Source organism: Kitasatospora sp. NPDC002227, assembly GCF_040296285.1.
Classification (GTDB): Bacteria; Actinomycetota; Actinomycetes; order Streptomycetales; family Streptomycetaceae; genus Kitasatospora.
Window position 1 is genome coordinate 83,147 of record NZ_JBEOWY010000017.1, and the last position, 17,493, is coordinate 100,639.

Consider the following 17,493-nt stretch of genomic DNA (forward strand, 5'->3'; position numbering starts at 1 on the left):
TCTCGCGGCCGGGCCCGGTCGGGTCAGCTCTTCAGTGCGCGGCGGTCGAGCTTGCCGCTGGTGCCGAGCGGGAGGCTCTGCCGCCAGACGAAGGCGGCGGGCACCATGTGGGCGGGCAGCCGGCTCGCCAGCAGCTCGCGAAGCGCGGCCTCGGTGCCCTCGGCCCGCTCGCCCACCAGGTGGGCCACCAGCCGCTGGTCGCCGGCCCTCGCCTCCTCCAGGGCCACGGCCACGGCCGAGACCGCCGGGTGCTCGGCGAGCACCGCCTCGATCTCGCCCAGCTCGACCCGGTGGCCACGGAACTTGATCTGGTCGTCCAGCCGGCCGAGGTACTCGAGGACCCCGCCCTCGGTGATCCGGCCGCGGTCGCCGGTGCGGTAGAGCCGGGAGCCGGCCGGGCCGAACGGCGAGGCGAGGAACCGGCTCGCGGTCAGCCCCGGCCGGTCGTGGTAGCCCCGGGCCAGGCCGACCCCGCCGATGTGGATCTCGCCGGGCACCCCGACCGGGCAGGGCCGCAGCAGCTCGTCCAGCACGTGCAGCGTCAGGTTGCTCATCGGGCGGCCGACCGGCACGCTCGGGCCTTCGTGCTCCTGGCGGCAGTCCCAGACGGTGGTCTCCACCGCCACCTCGGTGGGGCCGTACAGGTTGACCAGGTCGGCCGGGCAGGCCGCCAGCAGGGCCTGCCTGGTCTCCGGCGGCAGCGTCTCGCCGCTGCACACCACCCGGCGCAGGCTGCGCAGTTGGCTGCCGTCCACGGCGGGCAGGAAGACCCGCAGCAGGGAGGGCACGAAATGCGCGGTGGTGACGCCCTCGCGCTCGATCAGGTCGGCCAGCCGGAACGCGTCCTTGTGCACCCCGGGCTCGGCGAGCACCAGCACGGCGCCGGCGGTGAGCGGCCAGAAGGTCTCCCAGACCGAGGGGTCGAAGCTGGCCGGGGTCTTCTGCAGCACCCGGTCGTCGGGGCCCAGCGGGTCGCGGTGCTGGGCCCAGGCGAGCCGGTTGACCAGGGCGCGGTGCGACATCGCCACGCCCTTGGGGCGGCCGGTCGAGCCGGAGGTGTAGATGACGTACGCGGTGTTCTCACCGTGCGGAGGCGTCAAGGGCTCGCTCTCGCCGGTCAGTTCGGCCAGCTCGACGGGCAGCCGCTGCACGCCCGGCAGTTCGCCCAGGTCGGCCGTGCCTTGGCCGGTGAGCAGCAGCGGGGCGCCGCTGTCGGTCAGCATGTAGCGCAGCCGCTCGATTGGGTAGTCCGGGTCCAGCGGGAGGTAGGCGGCGCCGGCGTAGACCACTCCGAGCAGGGCGACCGGCAGCTCCGGCGAGCGCTCGAGGCAGACGCCGACCACCGTGTCCGGGCCCGCGCCCAGGGCGCGCAGCCGGGACGCCAGGGCGCGGGCCCGGGTGTCCAGCTCGCGGTAGCTGAAGCGCACTTCACCTTGCACCAGGGCGGTGGCCTCCGGGGTGGCGGCCACCTGGCGGCGGATCAGCTCGGTGAGGGTGTCGGGCACGCCGAAGTCCACTGCCGTGTCGTTCCACTCGTGCAGCAGGCTGTGCCGCTCGGCCTCCTCGAGCAGGTCGGGGGCGGCCAGCGGGGTGGCGCCGTCGGCCAGCGCCTCGACCAGGCGCCGCCAGCGGGCGACCAGGCGCTTGGCGCTGCGCGGGCGGAACCGGCCCGCGTCGCACAGCACCGCTCCGGCCAGGCCCTGCTCGGTACTGCGGACCCGCCAGCTCACGTCCAACCGGCCCTGCGGGGTGTCGAGTTCGGCGCTCTCGTCGAGGTCGACCACGAGGGCCACCAGCGGGTGCCGCCCGGCGGCCGGCACGCCCGGCGCGGCTCCCTGGGCGCGGGCGGCGGCCAGCGCCGTCTCGGCCCGCGCCACCAGCTCGGGCAGCGTGCCCGGCCCGGAGAGGTCGATCCGCACCGGCAGCGCGTCCTCGGCACCGGCCTCGCGCAGCCCGAGCACCAGGTCGCTCTCCCCGGTGAGCCGGCCCACCAGCGCGGCCACCGAGGCCAGCACCCCGGCCGCGGGCACCGGCTCCCCGGCCCGCCAGCCGAGCGCGGCCGAAACCTCGGCCGTCAGCTTGAACGGCCGCACGGTGGCCGGGCCGCCGACCGCGCCGCCCTGGTAGGAGTCCGGCGCCAGCTCGGTGCGCGGCGCCGCCGGGGCGGCCGCCACGGCCGCGAGCGCGCCGAGCACCGCCTCGGCCAGCGCGGCCGCATGGTCGCGCAGCGGAGCGGCGAGGTCGGCCTCGACCGGCACAACGGTGACTCCCCGGGCCGGGGCCTGCGCGCCCGCCTCCTGGCCCCCCTCGCCACGGAACAGGTGCACCGGCAGCCGGCCCGCCGTGGCCAGCGCCGCCGCCGTGTCCGGGCCGTCGACCAGGCCGAGCAGCTCGACCCGGGCCCCCTCGGCGGTCAGCAGCTCGGCGGTGCGGGCCGCGAGCGGGCCGCCGTACTCCCAGCCGAGCAGCCGGTACGGGCCCTGGGGCCGGGCGCTGCGGATGGCGGCGGCGCACACCTTGGCGCGGGCGGTCAGCGAGCTGCGCACCGCGTCGTCGGGCAGGTACGGGTCGGGGCGCTCGGCGCGCAGCCCGTACAGCGGGGTGTCGGGGGCGAAGCGCCGGGCGAAGGCGTGGAAGGAGAGCACGTTCTCGCCGTTGGGGTGCAGGCAGAACAGCGGGGTCTCGGCGCCCTTGGGCTGCAGCTCCGCCACGGGGGCGCGGCGGGTGCGCCCGCCCGCCTCGCGGACGGCGCCGGCCAGCGCGGCGGGGGTCGGCCGGTCGAACAGCAGGGTGACGGGCAGCCGCACCCCGTGCTCGGCGTAGACCTTGCTGAGCAGTGTCATGGCGAGCAGCGAGTGGCCGCCGAGGTCGAAGAAGCTGTCGTGGCGGCCGATGCCGGGGATGCCGAGCAGCTCCTCCCAGAGCCGGATCAGCGCGCTCTCCAGCTCGTCGGGCCGGGTGGCGTCGGCCTCGGCGGCCTCGGTGACCGCGGCGGTGACGGTGACGGGCTCGGGCAGTTGCAGCTGCACGGTGCCCGAGGCGTCGATCCGGGCCGCCAGGCCGGTGCGCAGCAGGCGGCCGCCCGCGTGGTGCGGGTCGGCGAGGAAGTCCCGCTCGGTGGCGGCTTCGTCGCGGTGGTAGCCGAGCGCGGCGGCCGGGCCGCCGACGTACAGCTCGCCGGTGACCCAGGCGGGCACCGGGCCGAGGCCGGCGTCCAGCACGTACAGCCGGGTGCCGGGGGTGGTGGCGCCGAGCGAGAGCCACTGCGGGTCCGCGCTGTCGCCGGCGCCGGCGGCCACCGGGTAGGGCAGGCCGGGCAGGGTGAACAGGCCGTCGGTGGCGGTGGGTTCGGGGTGGGCCGCGTGCCGGGTGAGCTCGGCGAGCGGCAGCTCGGCGAGGGTGGCGGCCTCGACCAGCAGGCCGCGCTCGGGGGTCGGGTAGAGCGCGAGCGCCCCGGCGGGCAGCGGCCGGGCCGCCGCCGGAGCGGCCGCCGCCTCGGCCAGCCCGAGCACCGCACCCGGCCAGGGCAGAGCGCCCGTCGTACCGGTGGTGAGCAGCAGGGTGGGCGCGGCCCGCTCGAGCAGGGCGGCCTGCCGGGCGAAGCCGGCCCCGGCGTCCAGCGGCAGGTAGACGGCGCCGGCCAGCAGGGTGCCGGCCAGCGCCACCATGGCGTCCTCGCCCTCGGCGGGCCCGGCCACCGTCTGCCCGGCCGCCACCCCGCGCTCGGCCAGCAGCCCCGCCAGGTGGGCCGCGCGGCCGTACTGACCGTCCGTCAGTACCACGTCGCCCGCGGGCAGTTCCGGGCCGTGCCCGGCCGCCAGCTGGGCGGCGAAGGAGCCGCCCGCGAGCAGCGGCAGGTCGGCGAGCCGGGTGTCCGGGTCGGCGACGATCCCCGCGAGCAGCACCTGGAAGTCCTCGGCGAACTGCTCCATCAGGGCAGCGTCGAAGATGTCGGTGCTGTATTCGAGGGCGGAGTCCAGCTCGGGGTGGGTGTCGATCTCGCACACGGCCAGGCTCAGGTCCCACTTGGCGGTGCCCGGGGGCAGCCCGCCGAACTGCTGCGGCCGGTCGGTGCGGTAGCTCAGGCCCTCGGCCAGCTCGGCGGTGTGGTCGGAGATGGTCTGGTGGATGTAGCCGACCTGGAAGATCGGGTGCCGCGAGGGGTCGCGCTCGGGCTGCTGGTCGGCGACCGTCATGGCGAACGGCAGCTCGTCGTGGTCGAGCCCGTCGATCACGGTGCGCCGCACCAGGGCGAAGGCCTCCCGGAAGGTCAGCGCCGGGTCCAGCTTGGTGCGCAGCGGCACCGAGTTGTTGAAGTAGCCGATCAGCTGCAGCAGATCGGGGTGCGGGCGCCCGGCGGTGGTGGTCGCCACCGTGATGTCGCCCTCGCCGCTGTAGCGCAGCATCAGCACCTTGAGCGCGCAGATCATCGTCATGAACAGCGAGCCGCGCTGCGCGGCGCTGAACTCCTTGAGCCCGCGCAGGATTTCCGGCTGGATGACGAAGCGGTGCACGCCGCCCAGCCCGCTCACGTGCTCGGGCCTCGGGTGCACGGTGGGCAGCTTCGACGGGGTGACCCCGGCCAGCGTGGTGCGCCAGAAGCCGAGCAGCTCCTCGAGCCGGTCGCCGGTCAGCCGCTCGCGCTGCCAGGCCGCGTAGTCCAGGTAGCTGATGGGCAGTTCGGGCAGGTCCGGGGTCTCGCCGGTCAGTTCGGCCCGGTAGAACGCCCACAGGTCGCGGTCGAGCACGGCCGGGGTCCAGCCGTCGTAGATGCTGTGGTGGGCGACCAGCAGCAGGGTGTGGTCGTCCTCGGCCAGCCTGACCAGCAACTTGCGGTAGAGCGGGCCCTCTTCGAGCACCAGCGGCGAGATCGCGGCACTGCGCAGCCAGGTGGCGGCGGCGGTCAGGCGCTCCTGCTCGTCGGCGATGCCGGTGAGGTCGACCACCTGCAGCTCGTTCTCGTCCACCGGCAGCAGGCCGACCAGCGGGGCGCCGTCCCGCTCCAGGTAGTAGCAGCGCAGCACCTGGTGGCGGCGCTCGAAGGCGGCCAGCGCCCGGCGCAGCGCGGGCACGTCGACCGGGCCGCGCAGGTGCATGTCGTGCGGCACGTTGTAGAGGCCCATGTCCGGGAAGAGCCGGTCGAGGAACCAGAGCGACTCCTGCCCGTAGCTGGGCAGGTAGGTGACGGTGTCGGTGACCTTGACGATGCCGTTCTCGGCCCGGCTCTCCGGCTTGGCCTGGGCGCGCACCAGCTCGGCGAGCGCGCTCACCGTGCTGTACTCGTAGAGCACCGGGAGGGTGAGCCGCAGGCCGTACCGGCGGTTGAGCCGCTCCAGGACGGAGAGGCCGAGGATGGAGTTGCCGCCGAGGTCGAAGTAGTCGGAGTCGGCCTCGATGCCCTCGATCCGCAGCACCGCGCCGAAGACCCCGGCCACCACCTCCACCACGTCCCCGGTCGGCTGGGGCGGTTCGACGGCCTTGGGGCCCGCCGCCACCGGGCGCACCTCGGGCCAGCAGCGGGTGGGCTCGAAGGAGTAGCCGGGCAGTTCGATCCGGCGGCGGCCCTGGCCGGCGTAGCGGCGGTCCCAGTCCACCGCGACGCCGGCCCGGTAGAGGGCGGCCAGCTGCTCGGCCACCGAGGCCGGCGCGGCCGAGTGCCACTCGGCGTAGTCGTGCGCGGCGCCGCCGAGGCCGCGGAAGGCGGCGTCCACCTCGCCGAGCACCAGGAAGGCCGAGGGGTCGGCCTCGGCGAGCCGCTCGACCACCGCGCGGGTACGGGCCTCCAGGCCGTCGCCGCCGGTGACGGGCTCGGCCCAGGCCTCGGCGAGCGGCAGTTCGCCGCGCAGTGCGCGGGCCACCGCCCGGCCCCGGCCGGTGCCGAGCAGCACCTCGGGGGTGAGCCCCTGGGCACGCAGCTGCTCGACCAGTGCGTACTGGTGCCGTGCCTCGGCCGGCACCCCCTCGGTGGCGGCCAGCGCCTCGGCGTACGCGGGGTAGGCGGCCGCCCAGGCGTCGAGATCGGCGCCCGGGGCGGGGTCGCCGAGCACCAGCACCAGGCGGCGGGCGGCGGCCTCGGGCCCGGCGCCCTTCTCCAGCGCCTCGCCGAGCTCCCGCAGGCCCTCGCGCAGCGAGTCCAGGCCGCTGACCGGGAAGGCGGCGCGGTGGGCGTGGTCGTCCCGGCCGGCGTTGAGCACGAAGAGGGCGTCCGGCAGCTCGGCCTCGCTCAGCGCGGGCAGGTGCTCGGTGAGCGCCCGCACCTGGCGCAGCAGCGCGGCCGGAGTCCGGGCCGAGAGGGTGGCCAGCTCGTACGGCTGGGTGGCGCCGGCCCGGGCCGGGGCCTCGGGGGCCTCCTCGACCACGGCGTGCGCGTTGGTGCCGATCAGCGTGAAGGAGCTGACCCCGGCGACCCGGGGTCGCCCGTCCGGGGTGGTCCAGGGCCTGGTCTCGGTGGAGACGGCCACCGGCTCGCCGTGGGCGGCGAGTTGGGGGTTGGGCCGGTCGAAGTTGATCGACGGGTAGTGGGTGCGGTGGCGCAGCGCGAGCACGGTCTTGATCAGGCCCGCGACGCCCGCGACATTGCCCAGGTGGCCGATGTTGGTCTTCACCGAGCCGATCGCGCAGGCGTGCCGGCCCGCGCCGGCGGCGGTGAGCACCCGCTGGGCGGCCTCGATCTCGATCATGTCGCCGAGCCGGGTGCCGGAGCCGTGCGCCTCGAGCACGGTGAGCCGGTCGAGGCCGATCCCGGCCTCGGCCCAGGCCCGCTCGATCACCTCGGCCTGCGCGGTCACGCCGGGGGCCGAGAAGCCGTTGGAGCGCGCGCCGTTGTGGTTGACGGCCAGGCCCCGGATCACGGCGTGCACGGTGTCGCCGTCGGCCAGCGCGCGGTCCAGCCGCTTGAGCAGCAGCACGCCGCCGCCCTCGCCGGGCGAGGTGCCGGCCGCGGCCGCGTCGAAGGCCCGGCAGACGCCGTCGGTGGCCATCACCTCGGGGAAGGCGTCCGCGCCGGCCTGCTGGAAGAGCAGCGGGTAGAGGCTGACGCCGCCGGTGAGGGCGGTGGTGACGGTGCCCTTGGCCAGCTCGCGGCAGGCGTAGTGCATCGCGACTAGCGCGCTGTTGCAGCCGGTGTCCACCACCACGGCGGGGCCCTGCAGGCCGAGCAGGTAGGAGACCCGGCCGGAGAGCGCGGGCGGCGCGGTGCCGAGCATGGTGGTGAGGTCCTCGTCGCCGACCAGCCGCGTGTAGTCCGGGCGTGGGGCGCCGACGTACACGCCGCAGTCGGCGCCGCGCAGCGCGGCGAGCCGGTAGCCGGCGTTCTCCACGGCGTTGACAGAGAGTTGGAGCAGCAGCCGCTGGTGCGGGTCCATCGCCTCCGCCTCGGCGGGGGTGATGCCGAAGTACTCGCGGTCGAACTCCTCGATGCCCTCGAGGGCCGCGATCTTCGGGTGCGGGCCGGTCTGTCCGAGCCCGGCCAGCGCGAGCCGGTGGGCGGGCATCTCGCCGACGGTGCCGACCCCGTCGGCCAGCAGCCGGTGCAGGGCGGCGGCGGAGTCCGCCTGCGGCAGCCGGACGGCCATGCCGATGACGGCGACCGGGGTGAACGGCTCCTCGGGCGAGGCGGTCGTGGCGGCGGGTGGCTCCATGGTCGAGTTGCCCTTCTCTGCTTCGTCCTGCGGGAGTTGAGTCATGGGGAGGGGTGAGCGGCGGCTCACAGGTCGAACTCGGCGCCGGCCGTGCCGGGGGCGGGCGCGGCGGCGCCCCGGCGGTCCAGGACGGCGGCCAGTTCGGCGCAGGTGGTGTACTCGAAGAGCTCCACCAGCGAGAGCGCCGCCGCGGGGAAGAGCTCGCGCACCAGGCCGTGCAGCGCGACGAGCAGCAGCGAATTGCCGCCCACGTCGAAGAACTTGTCGTCCCGGCCGATGCCGTCGACGCCGAGCAGCTCCTCCCAGGCCGCGAGCAGCCGGGCCTCGCTCTCCGTCCGGGGCCGCTCGGCGCCGGCCTCGCCGCGGCCGAACTGCGGTGCGGGCAGCGCGCGCCGGTCCACCTTGCCGTTGGCGTTCAGCGGCAGCTCGTCCAGCCAGACCAGCGCGGCGGGGATCATGTAGCCGGGCAGCGCCCCGGCCAGCAGCTCGCGCAGCTCCGGATCGGGCACCGGCTCCCGCTCGGGCACCAGGTAGGCCACCAGGTCCCGGCCGCCGGGCAGGTCGTCGCGGACCACCACCTCGGCGGCCCGCACCGCCGGGTGGCGCTGCAGCACGGTGGTGACCTCGCCGAGCTCGATCCGGTAGCCGCGCACCTTGACCTGGCCGTCGATCCGGCCGATGAAGTCGAGCCGCCCGTCCGGCAGGCGGCGCGCCAGGTCGCCCGTCCGGTAGAGCCGGGCGCCGGGCGGGCCGAACGGGTCCGGCACGAAGCGGTCGGCGGTCAGGCCGGGCCGGCCGACGTAGCCCCGGGCCACCCCGGGACCGCCGAGCCAGATCTCCCCCGGCACGCCGACCGGCACCAGCCGGAAGTTCTCGTCCATCAGGTGTGCGGTGGTGTCCGGCACCGGGAGGCCGATCGGCACCGTCGAGCGGGTGTCGTCGATCTCCGTGAAGCTCGCGGCCGTCGCGAAGACCGTGCACTCGGTGGGGCCGTAGTTGTTGACCACCACCCCGCCCGCCGGCAGGTTCTCCGCCGCCCGGCGGGCGTGGACCGGCGACAGCACGTCCCCGCCGGTGGTCAGCTCGTGCACCCTGCCGAGGAGGTCGGGGAAGGCGTCGAGGGCCATCTGGAGCTGCGCCGACATCAGGAACAGGTGGTCGATCCGGTGCCGTTCCAGCGCGTCGCGCAGATTCGCCGGGAAGGGCAGCGCCGGGTCGGGCAGCGCGAGCGCACCGCCGTTGAGCAGCGTCGACCACAGCTCCCAGACCGAGCCGTCGAAGGAGAGCGGCGCGAGCAGCAGCCGCACGTCACCGGGCCCGAGGCCCGGGTAGCTCTTCTCGTGCACCCGGTGCAGCACCGAGCGGTGCGAGATGCCGATGCCCTTGGGGGCGCCGGTCGAGCCGGAGGTGTAGACGATGTACGCGAGGTTGTCGGCCAGCGCGGTCGGCGCCGGGTCCTCCGCGGGCCACGCGCCGGGCTCCGCCCGGTCGAGCAGCACCGCGTGGGGCGCGCCCTGGTACCCGAACCGCTCGGCGTACCGGCCGAGGGTGAGCACCACCGGGGCGCCCGCCGCGCCGACGATCTGCCGCAGCCGGTCCTCGGGGTGGCTCGCCACCAGCGGCACGTACACGCCGCCCGCCTTGAGCACGGCCAGCACGGCGACCACCATCTCGGCGGTCGGCGGCAGCAGGATGCCGACGGCCTGCTCCGGGCCGGTGCCCAGCGAACGCAGCCGGTGGGCCAGGCGGTTGGCCCGCTCGTTGAGCTCGCGGTAGCTCAGCGCCGTGCCGTCGGGGCTCAGCACGGCCGGCGCCTCGGGCGTGGTGGCCGCCCAGTGCTCGAACCGCGGCCCGATCGCCTCATGGGTGAGCAGCGCGCCGCCGGGGCTGTTCCACGGCCCGAGCAGCTCCTGCCGCTCCGCCGCGGGCACCAGGTCGAGCTCGGAGAGCGGGGTGCCCGGGTCGGCGACGGCCGCGGCGGCGAGCGCGGTGAAGTGGGTGCCCATCCGGGCGATCACGGCCGCGTCGAACAGGTCGGTGTCGTACTCCAGGGTGCCCCAGAGCCGCTCGCCGTCGTCGTGCACCGTCATCTGGAGGTCGAACTTCGCGATGCCCAGGTAGAGATCGATCTGCCGCAGCTCGGCACCCTCCAGGCGCACCCCGGCGGCGACGGCGCGGTCGAGGGCGAAGGTGGTCTGGAACAGCGGGTTGCGGCTCAGGTCGCGCGGCGTGCCGATCCGCTCCACCAGCCAGGAGAACGGCAGCTCCGCGTGCTCCACCGAGTCCAGGAACTCCGCCTGCGCCCGGCCGGCCAGCTCGCGCAGGCTCGGGTCGTCGCCGGTCCGGCCGCGGAAGACCAGCAGGTTGACGAACATGCCGACGGTCTCCTGCAGTTGGGGCGTGTTCCGGCCGCCGACCGTCACCCCCACGCACACCTCCTCGGCCCGGCTGTACCGGCACATCAAGGACTCGAAGACGGCCAGCAGGGTGGCGAACAGCGTCACCTGCTCGCGGCGGGCGTACTCACGCAGCGCCTCGATCAGCCCGTCCGGCAGCTCGAAGCGGTGCACCTCGCCCCGGTGGGACTGCTGCGCCTGGCGCGGCCGGTCGGTGACCAGGTCGAGCACCGGCGCGTCGGCCAGCCGCTCGCGCCAGTACGCGACGTCGGCGGCGATCGCCTCCTCGGTCAGCCGGTCGAGCTGCCACTGCGCGAAGTCGCCGTACTGCAGCTCGGGTTCGGGCAGTTCGGGCTGACGGCCGGCGAGGGCGGCGTGGTAGCAGACGGCGAACTCCCGCAGCAGCACGGCCAGCGAGACGCCGTCCACCACGATGTGGTGCGCGCTCAGTACCAGCAGGTGCTCCCGCTCGCCCGCGCGCAGCACCCGGATCCGCAGCAGCGGGCCGGCGGCCAGGTCGAAGGGCGCCGCGGCCTCCGCCCGGGCCACCTCCTCCCACCGCTCGGCCGGCACGGTGAGCTGCGCCCAGTCCAGCGGCACCGGCTCGTCCTCGGCCGGCTCGGCCACCAGCTGGGTCAACTGCCCGTCGTCCCAGCGGAAGCAGGTGCGCAGCGGCTCGTGCCGCAGCACCAGGTGCTCGAAGGCGGTCCGCGCGGCGGCGGGGTCGAAGGCGCCGTCCACCCGCAGTGCGCACGGCACGGCGTAGGAGGCGGCCTGGCCGCCGAAGCGGTCGATCACCCACAGCGCCTGCTGGGCCGGTGCGGCGGGCAGTTCGACGAACTGCCGGACCGTGTCGATCATCGTTCTCCTCCGGGCTGGTCGGCACGGCTGGCCTGGGCGGTGCGGCTGTCCTGGGCGGTGCGGCTGTCCTGGGCGGTACCGCGTACGACGGTGCGGGCCCGGCGGGCGATCCGCACCGGGCCGGCCGCCGGCTTGCTCGGGCCCGACTCGGCGAGCCTGACGGCCAGTTCACGGACGGTGCGGGCCTCGAACACGTCCCGTACGATGACGGCGCCGAGCGCTCTGGCCTCGATCTCGGCGACCAGTTTGATCACCAGCAGCGAGTGGCCGCCGAGCTCGAAGAAGCTCTCCTCCGCGCCCACTTCGGGCAGCCCGAGCACCTGGGCGAAGAGCGTGCAGAGCACCTCCTCGACCGGGGTCCGGGGCGCGGTGGCGCCGCCGTCCTGGCCGAACTCCGGTACGGGCAGGGCGGCGCGGTCGAGCTTGCCGTTGACGGTCAGCGGCAGGGCCTCGAGCAGCACCACTGCCGCGGGCACCAGGTGCGCGGGCAGGCGGGCGGCCAGCTCGGCGCGCAGCTCGGCCGGGCGGGCGCCGGGCTGCGCGGGGACGGCGTAGCCGACCAGCCGGCGGTCGCCGGGCCGGTCCTCGCGGACCACCACGGCGGCCCGTCCGACCTGCGGCAGGGCGGCCAACACGGCCTCCACCTCGCCGAGTTCGATCCGGAAGCCACGGAGCTTCACCTGGTCGTCCGCCCGGCCCTGGTACCGGAGCCGGCCGTCGGCGGTCCAGCGGGCCAAGTCGCCCGTGCGGTACATCCGGCTGCCCGGCGGGCCGAACGGATCGGCGGTGAAGCTCCCGGCGGTGAGCCCGGGGCGGCCCCGGTAGCCGCGCGCGAGCCCGGGCCCGGCCACGTACAGCTCCCCCACCGCACCGGGCGGGACCAGCCGCAGGCGGCCGTCGAGCACCCGGACCGTGGTACCGGGCGTCGGGCGGCCGATCGCCACCTCCGCACCGGGCCGCAGCGGCCCGGCCGCGGCGTAGACGGTGGTCTCGGTCGGCCCGTAGAAGTTGACCAGCCGGTGCCGCCCGGACCACGCCTCGACCAGCGCCTCGGGGCAGGCCTCGCCACCGGTGGCCACCACCGCGCCGGGCGCGAGCACCCGCGGCGACCAGGCGGCCAGGAACGACGGCGTGGCGATCAGGTGGGTCACCCCCGCCACCGCAGCCGAGCCGGGCGCGGCCGTCAGCACCTCCTCGGGGCGGCGCACCACCAGCGTGCCGCCGGAGAGCAGCGCCATCGTCACCTCGGCCAGCGACATGTCGAAGCCGATCGAGGCCAGCTGCAGCACCCGGCTGCCCGGCCCGATGCCCAGCTGCTCGTCGTGCGCGGCCACCAGCCGGGCGATGCCGCGGTGCGGCAGCGCGGTGCCCTTGGGGGTGCCGGTCGAGCCTGAGGTGTAGATCAGGTAGCAGGCGCTGTCGGCCGTGACCCGCTCGGGCAGCGGATCGGCCGACTGGGCGGCGAAGTCCGGCAGCTCGGTGAGCACCAGCGCGGGGGCGGTGTCGGCGAGCAGGAACTCCCGGCGCGCGTCCGGGTACGCCGGGTCCACCGGGAAGTACACGCCCCCGGCCTTCACCACCGCGAGCAGGGCCACCACCCAGTCGGTGCCGCGCTCCAGCGAGACCGCCACCGGCACCTCCGGGCCGACCCCCTGGGCGGCCAGGTGGCGGGCCAGCCGGTTCGCCCGGGCGTCCAGCTCCGCGTAGCTCAGCCGCTCGCCCGCGTGCTCGACGGCGACCTCCCCCGGGTGCAGCCGCACCTGCCGGGCGAACAGGGCGCCGAAGGTCTCCGGCGCCACCTCCGTGCCGTGCGCCCACTCCGTCAGCAGGCGGGGCCCCTCGGCAGCCGACAGCAGCTCCAGCTCGCCGATCCGCAGCTCCGGCCGCTCGACCGCCTGCGCCAGGACGGCGACCAGGCGCTCGGCCAGTGCCTGCACCGTACCCGCGTCGAACAGGTCCGCCGCGTAGCCGACCGCCAGCCGCAGCCCGCCGCCCCGCTCCGGGGTGAACTCCAGGTCCAGGTCGAACTTGGCCGCCCCGAGCGTCACCGGCTCCGTCCGGCACTGCGCGCCGGGCAGCACCAGCTCCGGCTCGGGCTCGCCCTGCCAGACCAGCGAGGTCTGGAACAGCGGGTGCCGGCCCAGCGACCTGGCCGGGTGCAGCTCCTCCACCAGGCGGTCGAACGGCACCTCCCGGTGCTCGAAGGCCGCCAGGTCCGTCTCGCGCACCCGGGCCAGCAGCTCGGTGAAGGCCGGGTCGCCGGAGGTGTCGGTCCGCAGCACCAGGGTGTTCACGAAGAACCCGACCAGCCCGTTCAGCACTTCGTCGTCCCGCCCGGCCACCACGGTGCCCAGTGGTACGTCCTCGCCCGCGCCCAGCCTGGTCCACAGCGCCGCCACCGCGGCCTGCGCCACCATGAACGGCGTCACCCTGCAGTCGTGCGCCAGATCCTCGATCCGCTGCGCCAGTTCAGGGCTGATCGCCAGCTCGGCCCGGCCGCCCCGGTGCGAGGCGCGGGCCGGCCGGGGCCGGTCGGTCGGCAGCGCCAGCTGCTCCGGCGCACCGGCCAGGGCCCGCCGCCAGTAGTCCAGTTGCGCCTCCACCAGACCGGCCCGGGCCTGCAGCCACAGGGCGTGGTCGGCGTACTGCACCGGCAGCGGCTCCCACTCCGGCGCGCCGCCGGACAGCCGGGCCGCGTACGCCGCCGAGAGGTCCGCGACGAACGGGCCCATGGACCAGCCGTCGGTGGCGATGTGGTGCACCACCACGACCAGCGTGGGCCCGTCCTCCCCCGGCACGAGGGCCGCCCGGATCGGCAACTCCGCTGCCAGGTCGAAGAGATGACCGCACACGACGGCGACGTCCGGCTCCTGGGTCACCACGACCGGCTCGGGCGGCCGGACGACCTGGACCGGCTCGCCGTCCACCTCGGCGAACACCGTCCGCAGCGTCTCGTGCCGGCCCACCACGTCCGTCAGCGCCGCCGACAGGACGGCCGGCTCCAGCCCGCCCCTGATCCGGACCACCAGCGGCACGTTGTACGTCGCGCTGGGCCCGTCCAGCCGGTGCAGGAACCACAGCCGCCGCTGGGCCGGGGAGAGCGGGAGCGACTCCGGGCGCGGCCGCACGGCCACCACCCCCGCCTGGCCCGGTGCCTCCTCCTCCGCCAGCCTGGCCGCCAACCGGGCCACGGTCGGCGCCTCGAAGACCGCCCGCATGCCGATCTCCACCCCGAGGGCGGTCCGGATCCGGTTCACCAGGCGGATCGCCAGCAGCGAGTGCCCGCCGACGTCGAAGAAGCCGTCGTCGATACCGACCTCGGGCAGCCCGAGCACCTCGGCGAACAGCCGGCACAGCACCGTCTCCCGCACCGTGCGCGGCGCCCGGCCGCTCACCGCGGCCGCCCAGTCCGGCGCGGGCAGCGCAGCGCGGTCGATCTTGCCGTTCACGGTCAACGGCAGCGCGGGCAGCACGACCAGCGCCGAGGGCACCGAGTACTCCGGCAACCTCTCCGCCAGGGCCGCCAACACCTGCTCACCGGACGGCAGTTCGGCACCGGCGAGATAACCCACCAACCGGTCCTCACGCAACACCACCGCCGCCTGGCCGACACCCGGCACAGCGGCCAGCGCCGCCTCCACCTCACCCAGCTCCGCCCGGAACCCCCGGACCTTCACCTGACCGTCACCACGCCCCAGGAACAGCAGCTCACCAGCACCGGTCCAGCGCACCAGATCACCCGTGCGGTACAACCGGCCCCCCGGCTCCCCGAACGGATCCGCCACGAACCGCTCGGCCGTCAGGCCAGGCCGGTCCAGATACCCCCGCGCCAGGCCCGTCCCCGCCAGGTACAACTCCCCCGCCACCCCGGGCGGCACCGGCCGCAGCGAAGCATCCAGCACCAACAGCCGCGCCCCGGACATCGCCGCGCCCAACGGCACCGAACCGCCAGGAACCTCCGCCCAGACCTGCCCGCTGACACAGAGCGTCGCCTCCGTCGGCCCGTACAGCGTCCGCACCCGCAGCCCCGGCACCGCCGCCAGCAGGTGGCCGACCGCACGGGCCGAGACCACGTCGCCCCCGGTCAGTACCTCGGCCAGCCCCGCGAAGGCACCCGGATCGTCCTCCGCGATCACACCGAACAGCCCGGCCGTCAGGTGCAGATGAGTCACCCCCTGCTCGGCGACCAGCCGCCGCACCCCCGCCGCGTCCAGCTCGCCCGCCGGGCCCACCACGATCCGCCCGCCAGCCAGCAGCGGCACCCAGATCTCGTACGTCGAGGCGTCGAACGCGTGCGGCGACTGGAACAGCACGGCACTGGCGGCGTCCACACCCCAGCCCTGGTCCAGCGCCAGGTCCACCACCCCGCGATGGGTGACGGCGATGCCCTTCGGCTCACCCGTCGACCCCGAGGTGTACATCACGTACGCCAGCTCCGCCGGATCGAGCACCGGCGCCGCGAACTCACCCTCCGCGCCCGAAGAAGCCGGCACCACCCGCCGGCCCGCCAACACCCAGGCCCCGGCCCAGCGCTCGTCCGCCACCACCACCGGCGCCGCACCCAGCGCCCCCGCGACCCGCGCCCGGGGCCACCGGGTGTCCACCGGCAGGTACGCCGCCCCCACCCGCACAATCGCCAGCAGCCCCACCACCAGATCCGCCGAACGCTCCATCAGCACCGGCACCACCGACCCGCGGCCCACCCCCGCCCCGGCCAGCACCCGCGCCAGACCACCCACCCGGGCAGCCAACTCCCCGTACGACAGCGACACTTCACCCGCGGCCACCGCCACCGCACCCGGCGAAGCCGCCACCCGCGCATCGAACAGCTCCAGCAGCGTGCCCCGCCCGCCCGGCACCGCCGCACCCGAGCCCCGCTCCAGCAGCGCCGCCGACTCCTCCGCCGACACCACCTCCAGCGCCCCGATCCGCTCCTGCGGATCCAGCCCGCCGAGCACTCGCACCAGCCGCGCCCCGAGCGCGGCCACCGTGGGCCGGTCGAAGAGGTCGTCCGCGTAGTCGAGCTGTACGGTCAGCCCGCCGTCCGGGCGCTCCAGGAGGCTGATCTCCAGATCGAACTTGCAGACGTCCAACCGGACTTCGCCCGGTTCGCAGACGGCTCCCGGGAAGACCGGCAGGGCGCTCGGCGGCTGCCAGGCGAGCACGACCTGCACCAGCGGGTGGCGGGCCAGCGAGCGGCTGGGCGCCAGCTCCTCCACCAGCCGGTCGAACGGCAGCTCCTGGTGCGAGAAGGCTGCCAGGTCCGTCTCCCGGATCCGGCCCAGGAGTTCACCGAAGGTCGGATCGCCGGAGGTGTCGGCCCGCAGCACCAGGGTGTTCACGAAGAACCCCACCAGGGGGCTCAGGGCCTCGTCGCCGCGCCCCGCCACCACCGTGCCGAGGGGCAGGTCCGTCCCCGCCCCCAGCCGGGTCAGCAGCGCCGCGACGGCCGCGTGCACCACCATGAACGGAGTCATCTCGTGCGCTCGCGCCAGCTCCCGCAGCCGCCCGTGCACCTCGGCCGACACCGGCAGCGTCACCCGGCCGCCCCGGTACGAGGAGCGGGCCGGGCGCGCCCGGTCCACCGGCAGCGCCAGCTCCTCCGGGAGACCGGCCAAGGCCTCACGCCAGTAGGCGAGTTGCTCCGCGTCCTCCTCCTCGCTGCGGTCCAGCTGCCAGAGCGCGTAGTCGGCGTACTGCACCGGCAGCGGCTCCCAGCCGGGGGCGTGCCCGGCCTGGCGGGCCGCGTACGCCGCCGAGAGGTCGGCGGCCAGCGGCGGCATCGACCAGCCGTCGGTGGCGATGTGGTGCACCACCAGCACCAGCACCGACTCCTGGTCCGCGACCCGGATCAGCTCGGCGTGCACCGGCAGCTCCGCCGCCAGGTCGAAGACGTACGCGCAGGCGGCGGCCACGGCGGGCCCGGGGTCGGCCGCCCAGCTCACCGTCACCGCCACGGTGGCGTCCTCGGCCTCGACGACGTGCTGGAACGGCTCTCCGTCCAGCTCCCGGTAGACCGTGCGCAGGGCCTCGTGCCGGCCCAGCACGTCGTCGAGGGCGGCCGTCAGGGTGGCGGGGCAGAGCAGCCCGCGCACCCGCGTGACCAGCGGCACGTTGTAGGTGGCGCTGGGGCCCTCCAGCCGGTGCAGGAACCAGAGCCGCCGCTGCGCCGCCGAGAGCGGCAGGCCCTCCGGGCGGGGGGAGACGGCGGTGACGCCCTTGACCGAGGCAGCCGCCCCACCGAGGGCGACCGCCAGCTCGCCGGGCGTCGGCGACTCGAAGACGGTCAACGCCGTGGCATCGAGGGACAGTTCGACACGCAGGCGGTTGGCCAGCCGGGTGGCGAGCAGCGAGTTGCCGCCGAGGTCGAAGAAGCTGTCCTCGGGCTCGATCCCCGGCACCCCGAGGACAGCGGAGAACAGTCCGCACAGCTCGTGCACCAGGCCGCGACGGCCGGCCGAGGAGGTCCGCTCCGGATTCGCACGCACAGAAAGTACCTCCCCGGATCGGCAACTGGGCGCCCTCCGAACCTAGGAACGGGCAGGTACGGGTGTCCACGGCGGCCGGGCAGACTGTCAACAAGCTGACAACGGCGC

General features: G+C 75.6%; 3 protein-coding genes. All 3 read right to left on the reverse strand.

The window, feature by feature from the left end; genetic code table 11:
* Positions 1–23: 23 nt before the first annotated feature.
* From ABT095_RS17975 to ABT095_RS17985, 3 genes are read right to left on the reverse strand one after another with little or no spacing between them, the layout of a single operon-like run.
* Complete coding sequence (locus ABT095_RS17975) at positions 24–7,685, reverse strand: non-ribosomal peptide synthetase (protein WP_350530389.1); 7,662 nt, start codon at positions 7,683–7,685, stop codon at positions 24–26.
* A gap of 20 nt (positions 7,686–7,705) precedes the next feature.
* Positions 7,706–10,897: a non-ribosomal peptide synthetase gene (locus ABT095_RS17980; protein ID WP_350530390.1), complete on the reverse strand. Its 3,192-nt coding sequence runs from the start codon at positions 10,895–10,897 to the stop codon at positions 7,706–7,708.
* Positions 10,894–17,385, reverse strand: coding sequence for a non-ribosomal peptide synthetase (locus ABT095_RS17985; RefSeq protein WP_350530391.1), 6,492 nt, complete (start codon positions 17,383–17,385; stop codon positions 10,894–10,896). The genes ABT095_RS17980 and ABT095_RS17985 overlap by 4 nt, the downstream gene beginning before the upstream one ends.
* Between the last annotated feature and the right edge of the window lie 108 nt (positions 17,386–17,493).